This window comes from Burkholderia sp. APQ4-4ca (assembly GCF_057837105.1).
Map to the genome: position 1 here is coordinate 1 of NZ_JBYQCG010000170.1, position 8,494 is coordinate 8,494.

Here is an 8,494-nt window from a genome sequence, read left to right on the forward strand (position 1 = left end):
CGATCGGCGGGCGGTCAGCCTTTCGTCGCGCCGAACGTGAGCCCCGCGACGAAGTGCTTCTGCATCGCGAAGAACATCGCGACCGACGGCAGCGCGGCGAGGATCGACCCGGCCGATACGAGATTCCACGACGTCGTCCATTGCCCCTTCAGCGCCGCGACACCCGCCGTGATCGGCGCCGCCTCGTCGCCCTGCGTGAGACACAGCGCCCAGAAGTAATCGTTCCACACGAACGTGAACACGAGAATCGCGAGCGCGGCCAGCGCGGGCCGGATCAGCGGCAGCACGATGCGCCAGAACACCGTCCATTCGCCCGCGCCTTCGATGCGCGCCGCCTCGATCAGCTCGAACGGCAGCTGCTTGATGAAGTTGCGCAGGAACAGCGTGCAGAACCCCGTCTGGAACGCGACGTGAAACAGGATCAGCGCTTCGACGGTATTGAACACGCCGAGCCGCAGCGACAGGTCGCGCACCGGAATCATCAACACCTGCACGGGCACGAAGTTGCCGGCGACGAACGTGCCGAACAGCGCGGTATTGCCGCGAAACCGGTAGGTCGCGAGCGCGAAGCCGGCCATCGCCGCGAGTGCGATCGAGCCGATGACCGACGGCACGGTAATCTGCACGCTGTTCCAGAAGTAATGCAGCATCGGCGACGTGGTCAGCGCGTCGCGATAGTTCTCGATCATCGAGAAATGCCGCGGCCAGCCCCAGTAGTGGCCTTCGACGAGCTCCTCGGTCGAGCGCACCGACGTGACGAACACGGCGATCATCGGCAGCAGCCAGATCACGAGCGCGACGGGCAGCGACAGTTTGTACAGCCGGCGCGATACCGGCTTCCACCGGGCAACGGGTGTCGGAAACATGATGAGTGCACTCCCGAAAGTCACTGTTCGTTGCGCAGCATGCGGCGCAACTGGAACGCGATGTAGACGAGCATGATCGCGAACAGTACGACGGCGATCGACGCGGAATAGCCGAGCCGGTAGTACTTGATCGCCTGGTCGTACATGTAATACGCGAGCACGGTCGAGCTCTCGAACGGGCCGCCGCCCGTCATCACCGAGATCAGGTCGAAGCTGCGCAGCGCGCCGATCACGGTGACGACGATCGCCATGAAGGTGGTCGGCCGCAGTTGCGGCAGCACGACGTGCCACAGCAGCGCGAAGCCGCGCGCGCCTTCCATCCGCGCGGCTTCGATCTGTTCCGGATTGACCGACGTGAGGCCGGTCAGGTACAGGATCATGCAGTACGCCGTTTGCGGCCACAGTGCGGCGAACACGATGCCGAAGGTCGCGTAGCGCGCGTCGCCGAGCACCGGGATGCCGTGCCCGGCGATGAGCGCGAGCAGCCCGAAGGTCGGATCGTAGAACCACGAGAAGATCAGCCCGACGACCACGCCCGACAGCACGAATGGCGCGAAGAACAGCGACTTCACGAGCCGGATGCCGCCGACCGCCTGGTTCAGGTACAGCGCGAGCGCGAGGCCGAGCGGCGGCGCGAGCATGAACAGCACGAGCCAGATCACGTTGTTGCGCAGCGCCGTGTAGAACGTCGGCGCCTGCAGCAGCTCCGCTTAGTTCGCGAGACCGACGAAGGTGCGCTCGGTCATCCCGTCCCAGTTGTACAGGCTCAGCCACAGCGTCGACAGAATCGGCCAGATCACGTAGACGGCCACCATCGCGCAGGCCGGCGCGAGAAAGAGCCACGCGGCGCGCCGTTGCCGCCGCACGGCGGGCGACGGGCGGCGCGCGGGCAATGTGCTGGCGGATGAGCCGCGCGGCGGCGCGGTGCCGGCGGGCGGGGGCGACGCGATCGGACTGGACACGGCAAGCCTCCTGAAACGGACACGGCGGCGCGCGGCCGCCGGTTGGGTCACGCGCTCACTTCTTGTAGATCCGCTTGCGGGTCTGTTCGAGTTGCGCGAGCACCGTATCGAGCTGTGCGGGATTCGCGAGAAACTGCTGCATGCCCTTCATCCCCTCGTCGGCCATTTCCTTGGTCATGTCGCGGTCGTAGAACTGCGCGACGCCGCCCTTCGTGTCGGCGAGGATCCGGAAACCGATGCGCGAGATCGGATCGGCCGGCTCGGGCGACTTGCTGTTGGCCGACAGCGAGCCGAGCCCTTCGGCGAGTTTCGCGCCGATCTCGGGCGTTTCGACGAACGCGAGGAACGTGTGCGCGTCGGCCTTGTTCTTCGCCTTGGTCGGGATGTGCAGCGATTCGACCGGGCCGTCCTCGGCGGTCGGCACCTTCGGGTCGATGATCGGGAAGCGGTAGTAGCCCATTTCCTGCTTCACGTTCGGCGGGAAGCCGGCCGCGATGAAGGTGCCCATCAGCATCATCGCGGCCTTGCCCTGGAACAGGAACGGCTGCGCGCCGTCGAGATCGTAGGACAGCGCGTTGTCGATGAAGTAGCCCGAATCGATCAGCGATTTCCACGTCGTATAGACCTTCTTCACGCGCGGGTCGGTGTACGGCACGTCGCCGGCCATCAGCTGCTGGTGGAACGCGTTGCCGTTCAGGCGCAGGTCGAGATAGTCGAACCAGCCGGCGAGCGTCCACGCGTCGCGGCCGCCGATCGCGATCGGCGTGATGCCGGCCGCCTTCAGCTTCTTGCACGCGTCGAGAAACTGGTCCCAGGTCTTCGGTTCGTCGGCGATGCCGACCTTGCGGAACAGATCCTTGCGGTAGAACAGCCCCCACGAGTAGTAGACGGTCGGCGCCGCGTACTGCTTGCCGTTATAGGACGACGCGCTGCGCGTCGACGCATACATCGCATCCCAGCCGTTCTTCGTCCAGTCGCCGCTCAGGTCCTCGAACAGCCCGCGCTTCGCGTAGTACGCCATTCGCTCGCCCGCATGCCAGTTCACGACGTCCGGCGCGACGGTCGTGAGCCATGCCGGCAACTGCACCTTGTACGCTTCCTCGTCGACGAAGGTGGGCTTCACGTCGATGTCCGGATGGGCCTTGTGGAACGCTTCGATCGTCGATTGCCACACCGCGCGCTGGCTTGCGCCCTTGAACGCGATGTTGATGGTCAGCGTGCCGGCATTGGCGGGCGTCGTCGCGCCGAACGATGCGAACGCGATGGCGGCGGCGCTCGCCAGGCGGGCAGCGACGCGAAGGGGGCGATGGGTCATGAGTGTCTCCAGTCCTGTGTGTCGTTGTTTGTGCGTGACCGGCGCGTGGCGGCGCCGGGGGCGGTTGCTACGAACGGCTTCGATACACGGCCACGCCTTGCGGCTCGACCTGCGCGGCGCCGAACACGAATGCGGACGGCGCTACGCCGTCGATCGCATGCGGCGTGTCGCGATAGTTGAATACGTAGGTCAGGCCGCCGCGCCGGCTCACGCGCACGCCGTCGGCCAGCGGCGTCGGCGCGAGACCCGCAACGGCTGCGACGTCGGCGAACAGGCGCGCGGTGGTCGCGTCGTCGAACAGCGCGGCCCAGTAGTGCAGCGTGCCGTGCGACACGCAGGCCGGATGGCCGTCGGCGAAGCGGGCGTGCACGACGCTGCGTGCGCCGTCGTCGTTCAGTTCGACGAGGTCGCGCCAGTGACGCGCTTCGCCCGCGAGCGGCGAACCGTCGCGCAGCGTGCCGTCGATCGGCTCGGTCACGTTCGGCCGCAGCGATTCGACGCGCCACACGCGTACCGGCAGGATCGACGCGAGCGGGCCGGGCGGCAGCGCCGGCGGAATCTGCAGGTCGGCGGTCTTCGAGCCGGTGCGCGGGCCGAACACCGCGTGCGCACCCGACGCGGCGAGCCGCGACGCGAAATCGTCGGGCACGACCGGCAGCGGCGGCACGACGACGAGGCGATAGCCGTCGAGCGGCGCGTGCGCGGACACGATGTCGACGTCGAGCCCGAGCGAGCGCAGCGCCGAGTAGTACTCGAACGCGAAACGCGGGTAGTGGAAATCGGCGCCTTGCGGCTGCACTTCGAACAGCCACTTCGCGTCGTAGTCGAACACCAGCGCGACCGACGCGCGCACGGCGCCGTTCGCGTCGGCATCCGCGCCGGCGTCGAGCACGGCCGCGATTTCCTGCGCGACGCGCTGCGCTTCGCGGCCGCCTTCGTCGAGCTGGTTGTCGGGGGTGTTCAGGCCCGCGTGCATCTGTTCCTGCGCGAACGGCGCCTGCCGCCAGCGGAAGTACGACACGCAGCCGGCGCCGTGCGCGAACGCTTCCCAGCTCCACAGCCGCACCATGCCCGGCAGCGGCGCGGGATTCCAGTGCGCCCAGTTCACGGGGCCCGGCTGCTGCTCCATCACCCAGAACGGCAGCTTCGACATGCCGCGATACAGGTCGTGATTGAACGACGCGAAATCCGGATGGCCGGTGCGCAGCCAGCGCGCCTTCACGTCGGGCGCGAACCACAGCTCCTCGAGCGCGCCGAGCGGATAGCTGTCCCACGTCGCGACGTCGAGGTCGCGCGCGATTTCGTAGTGATCGAATTCGGTGAACAGTTGCATGAAGTTGTGCGCGACCGGCCGGCCCGGCGAGTGCGCGCGGATCACGTCGACCTGCATCCGGTGATAGCGCGCGAGCTCGTCGGACGCGAAGCGCCGGTAGTCGAGGCGGTGCGACGGATGGGCTTCGGTCACGGTGCCCACCGGCGCGTCGACTTCGTCGAAATGGCGATACTCCATGCTCCAGAACACGGTGCCCCACGCGCGGTTCAGCGCGTCGATCGTGCCGTAGCGCGCTTTCAGCCATTCGCGAAAGCGCACGAGCGCGGCCGGCGAATAGCTGACGACGGTCTGGTGGCAGCCCAGTTCGTTGTCGGTCTGCCAGTAGCGCACGGCCGGGTGGCGGCCGTAGCGTTCGGCGACCGACGTGCAGATCTGGCGCGACGCTTCGAGATAGACCGGCGACGAGAAATCGTAGTGGCGGCGCGAGCCGAACGCGCGCGGGCGGCCGTCCGCGCCGATCGCGAGGATGTCGGGATGGCGGTCGACCAGCCATTTCGGCGGCGTCGCGGTCGGCGTGCACATCACGATCTCGAGGCCGGCCGCGCCGAGCACGTCGACCGCGCGGTCGAGCCAGCCCCAGTCGTATTCGCCCGGCGACGGCTCGATGCGGCTCCATGCGAATTCGGCGATCCGCACCTGTTCGATGCCGAGCGCTTTCATCCGGCGGGCGTCGTCGGCCCACATCGATTCTGGCCAGTGTTCCGGGTAGTAACAAACTCCGAGGCGCATGCCCGATCCTTATGCGTAGTGGTGGACGGGAAGATCGGCGCACGCGGGCACCGCGCGGCCGTCTTCGGTGAACAGGTGGCAGGCCGCGGCCGGCGCGTGCACGTGCACGCGTTCGCCGGTGCGCACCTGCGCGTCGCCGGGCACTTTCGCGATCAGCGGCGTCGCGTTCGGCTGGCCGGCCGGATCGAGGTGCACGCAGGTCTGCTCGCCCAGGCGTTCGACGAGCGCGACGTCGCGCGCGAGCGTCGTCGCGTCGGGCACGGCGCCGAGCGTCAGGTGTTCGGGGCGGATGCCGAGCGTCACGGCGGCGCCGGCGGGGAGCGACGAGCCGTCGCGCGGCAGCACGAAGGTTTCGCCGGACGGTACGAGCGTGACGGTCGTGCGACGCGCGTCGCACGCGGTCACGACGGCCGGCAGGAAGTTCATCCGCGGCGAGCCGATGAAGCCGGCGACGAAGCGGCTGGCCGGATGGTGGTAGAGGTCGAGCGGCGCGCCGACCTGCGCGATGCTGCCGTGCTGCGCGGTATCCGCGCCGGCGTGCAGCAGCACGATCTTGTCGGCGAGCGTCATTGCCTCGGTCTGGTCGTGCGTCACGTAGACGACGCTCGCGCGTTCGAACTGCCGATGCAGCCGCGCGATCTCGATGCGGGTCTGTCCGCGCAGCGCTGCGTCGAGGTTCGACAGCGGTTCGTCGAACAGGAACACGCCGGGCTCGCGCACGATCGCGCGGCCGATCGCGACGCGCTGCCGCTGGCCGCCGGACAGCGCCTTCGGCTTGCGTTCGAGCAGCGTGTCGAGCTGCAGGATGCGCGCGGCGTCGCGCACCTTCCGGTCGATCTCGGCCTTCGGCACGCGCGCGAGCTTCAGCCCGAACGCCATGTTCTCGTACACCGTCATGTGCGGAAACAGCGCGTAGCTCTGGAACACCATCGCGACGCCGCGCTCGGCGGCCGGCACGTCATCGACACGGCGGCCGTCGATCGACAGCTCGCCCGCGCTCAGATCCTCGAGCCCGGCGATCATGCGCAGCAGCGTCGATTTCCCGCATCCGGACGGCCCGAGAAACACGCAGAACTCGTGCGCGCCGATCTCCAGATCGACGTCGCGAATGACCGGCGCGTGCTCGCCATAGGCTTTCTGCACGCGCCGCATCGAGATGCTCGCCATTGTCTCCGCTCCATGTTTTAATGCGCCGTACTGCTTGATTAAGCGCTTAATCATCGCGATCAAAAAAAGGGGCGATGCGATCGCGGCCGAGTCGCGCCCGTCGGTCGGGCGGCAAGGTGTGCGGCGATAGTGCGCCGCTTCGGTGAGCGAAGCAAATACTGGATCGACGTCTCATATAGTGAGCAAGCGATGGCAACACTGGATGAAGTGGCGCGCCGCGCCGGCGTGACGGCCGCGACGGTGTCGAACGTGCTGCGCGGCCGCGGCCGGGTGGGCGATGCGACGCGGGCGCGGGTGCTCGAAGCGGTCGACGCGCTCGGCTATCGTCCGCATCTCGCCGCGCGGGCGCTGGCGGAAGGGCGCGCGCCGACCGTCGCGCTGATGGTATCGAGCATCGCGAACCCGTTCTATCCGGAGTTCGCGCTGGCGGTCGAGCGCGCGGTGCGCCGCAACGGGCAGTTCCTGATCGTCTGCAACACGAACGAAGATCCGTTGCAGGGGCGCGCGTATCTCGACCAGATCGCCGGCACCATCTCCGAAGGGATTCTCGTGACCAACGCGAACCTGCACCTGCCGGATCTGGTCGACGTCGCGCGGCGCGGCGTGCCGGTCGTGCTGTGCCTGTGGGAGCGGCCCGAGGCGCCGCCCGACGGGTTGCCGTGCGTGGCGATCGATTTCCGCGAGGCGGGGCGGATCGCGACGCGGCATCTGCTCGAACTCGGCCATCGCGAGATCGGCGTGATCGTCGGCGGGTCGGCAAACGGCGTGCAGGCCGCGCGCTACGACGGCTGCGTCGACGTGATGCGCGAAGCCGGGCTGGATGCGTCGCGCGTCGGCGCCGGGCACGATTCGATCGAGGGCGGCGTGCGCGCGGCCGGGCCGTTGCTCGATGCGCATCCCGAGCTGACCGCGCTGGTCGCGACCAACGATCTACCCGCGATCGGCGCGATGCATGCGGCGGCCGATCGCGGCCGGCACGTGCCCGACGATCTGTCGATCGTCGGCATCACCGACATCCATCTCGCCCGCGACACGCGACCCACGCTGACGACCGTCGCGATCCCGACCGCCGAGGCGGCTGGCATCGCGGTCGAATTGCTCAATACGTTGCGCGAAGCGGGCGGGCAGGGCGACGACGCGTCGCGCGTACGGGTCGCGTCGCTGCCGAAGCTCGTGGTGCGCGGCACGACCGGGCCGGTGCCGCGCGCGGTGTAGCGAAGCGCGAGCGGTCGCGCGCCGGCCTCAACCGCCTTCGACGCGCCGCAGCACGATGCGTCGCGCCGAATCGAGATGCGCGACGGTCATCGCGCGTGCCGCCCGCGCATTGCGTTCGCGGCAGGCCTGCAGAATTTCTTCGTGCTCGACCTGGAACGACGGCGTATCGGCGAGCAGCGTGGCCTGCAGGCGTTCGTAACGTTCGACCTGGCTGCGCAGTTCGGCGATCGACTTCAACTGCCGCGCGTTGCCGCAGCACGCATACAGCAACGCGTGGAATTCGCGGTTCAACTCGCCTTGCCGGCGCGGCACGGTTGCATCGCCGAGCAGCCGATGCACGAGTTCGGCGCGCGCGAGCGTTTCGTCGTCGAGCCGCTTCACGCCGCGGTAGATCGCATCGCCTTCGAGCAGTACGCGCAGATCGTAGATTTCCTGCACGTCGGACGCGCTCAGCATCCGCACGACCGCGCCGCGATTCCTGAAGATATCGAGCAAGCCTTCGCGTTCGAGCCGCTGGATCGCCTCGCGCATCGGAATCCGGCTGATGCCGAACCGCTCGGCCAGATCGCGCTCGACGAGGCGCTCGCCGGCCGCCAGCTCGCCGTTGATGATCATGTCGCGCAGCGACGCGGCGACCGCGTCCGCGGTGGAGTCGAGTTTGGCTTCCATGCTTGCGTATTCCGTCAATTTGGAATAATGGTATACCAAACGACGATCCGGTGCCAGAATAGCGACCACCGGCGGGTCTCACGCAAGGGCGTCCGGCCCGCTCGGCCCGGTCAAGGCAACCGACATCAATGGAGAGCGAGATGGCATCGAGCGAACATCACTATCGCGTCGCAGTGGAGTGGACGGGCAATCGCGGCACCGGCACGTCGGGGTATCGCGAGTACGGCCGCGATCACGT

General features: G+C 68.1%; 6 protein-coding genes and 2 pseudogenes. 2 read left to right on the forward strand and 6 right to left on the reverse strand.

Annotated features, from left to right (window positions below; translation table 11 throughout):
* Window positions 1–14 precede the first annotated feature (14 nt).
* The 5 genes and pseudogenes from AC3IFE_RS19260 to AC3IFE_RS19280 all read right to left on the reverse strand — a co-directional run bounded on the left by AC3IFE_RS19260 (window position 15) and on the right by AC3IFE_RS19280 (window position 6,372).
* Window positions 15–866, reverse strand: coding sequence for a carbohydrate ABC transporter permease (locus AC3IFE_RS19260; protein ID WP_089470940.1), 852 nt, complete (start codon window positions 864–866; stop codon window positions 15–17).
* Between the two features lie 20 nt (window positions 867–886).
* Window positions 887–1,828 (reverse strand): annotated as a pseudogene (locus tag AC3IFE_RS19265) (carbohydrate ABC transporter permease).
* Window positions 1,829–1,883: 55 nt separating this feature from the next.
* A complete protein-coding gene (locus tag AC3IFE_RS19270; RefSeq protein WP_489191597.1) occupies window positions 1,884–3,143 on the reverse strand; it encodes an ABC transporter substrate-binding protein in 1,260 nt (419 codons plus the stop codon).
* A gap of 67 nt (window positions 3,144–3,210) precedes the next feature.
* On the reverse strand, window positions 3,211–5,205 hold the full coding sequence (locus AC3IFE_RS19275) for a beta-galactosidase (protein WP_489191599.1): 1,995 nt from the start codon (window positions 5,203–5,205) through the stop codon (window positions 3,211–3,213).
* A 9-nt stretch (window positions 5,206–5,214) separates the two neighbouring features.
* Window positions 5,215–6,372, reverse strand: coding sequence for an ABC transporter ATP-binding protein (locus AC3IFE_RS19280; protein WP_489191601.1), 1,158 nt, complete (start codon window positions 6,370–6,372; stop codon window positions 5,215–5,217).
* Between the two features lie 189 nt (window positions 6,373–6,561).
* Between AC3IFE_RS19280 and AC3IFE_RS19285 the strand changes: the two genes are divergently transcribed.
* Window positions 6,562–7,587: a LacI family DNA-binding transcriptional regulator gene (locus AC3IFE_RS19285; RefSeq protein ID WP_301737408.1), complete on the forward strand. Its 1,026-nt coding sequence runs from the start codon at window positions 6,562–6,564 to the stop codon at window positions 7,585–7,587.
* A gap of 27 nt (window positions 7,588–7,614) precedes the next feature.
* Here AC3IFE_RS19285 and AC3IFE_RS19290 read toward each other — a convergent pair whose 3' ends face one another.
* Window positions 7,615–8,256, reverse strand: coding sequence for a GntR family transcriptional regulator (locus tag AC3IFE_RS19290; protein WP_089470871.1), 642 nt, complete (start codon window positions 8,254–8,256; stop codon window positions 7,615–7,617).
* A 140-nt stretch (window positions 8,257–8,396) separates the two neighbouring features.
* Here AC3IFE_RS19290 and AC3IFE_RS19295 point away from each other — a divergent pair.
* Window positions 8,397–8,494, forward strand: a pseudogene (locus AC3IFE_RS19295) (OsmC family protein); the annotation flags it as partial.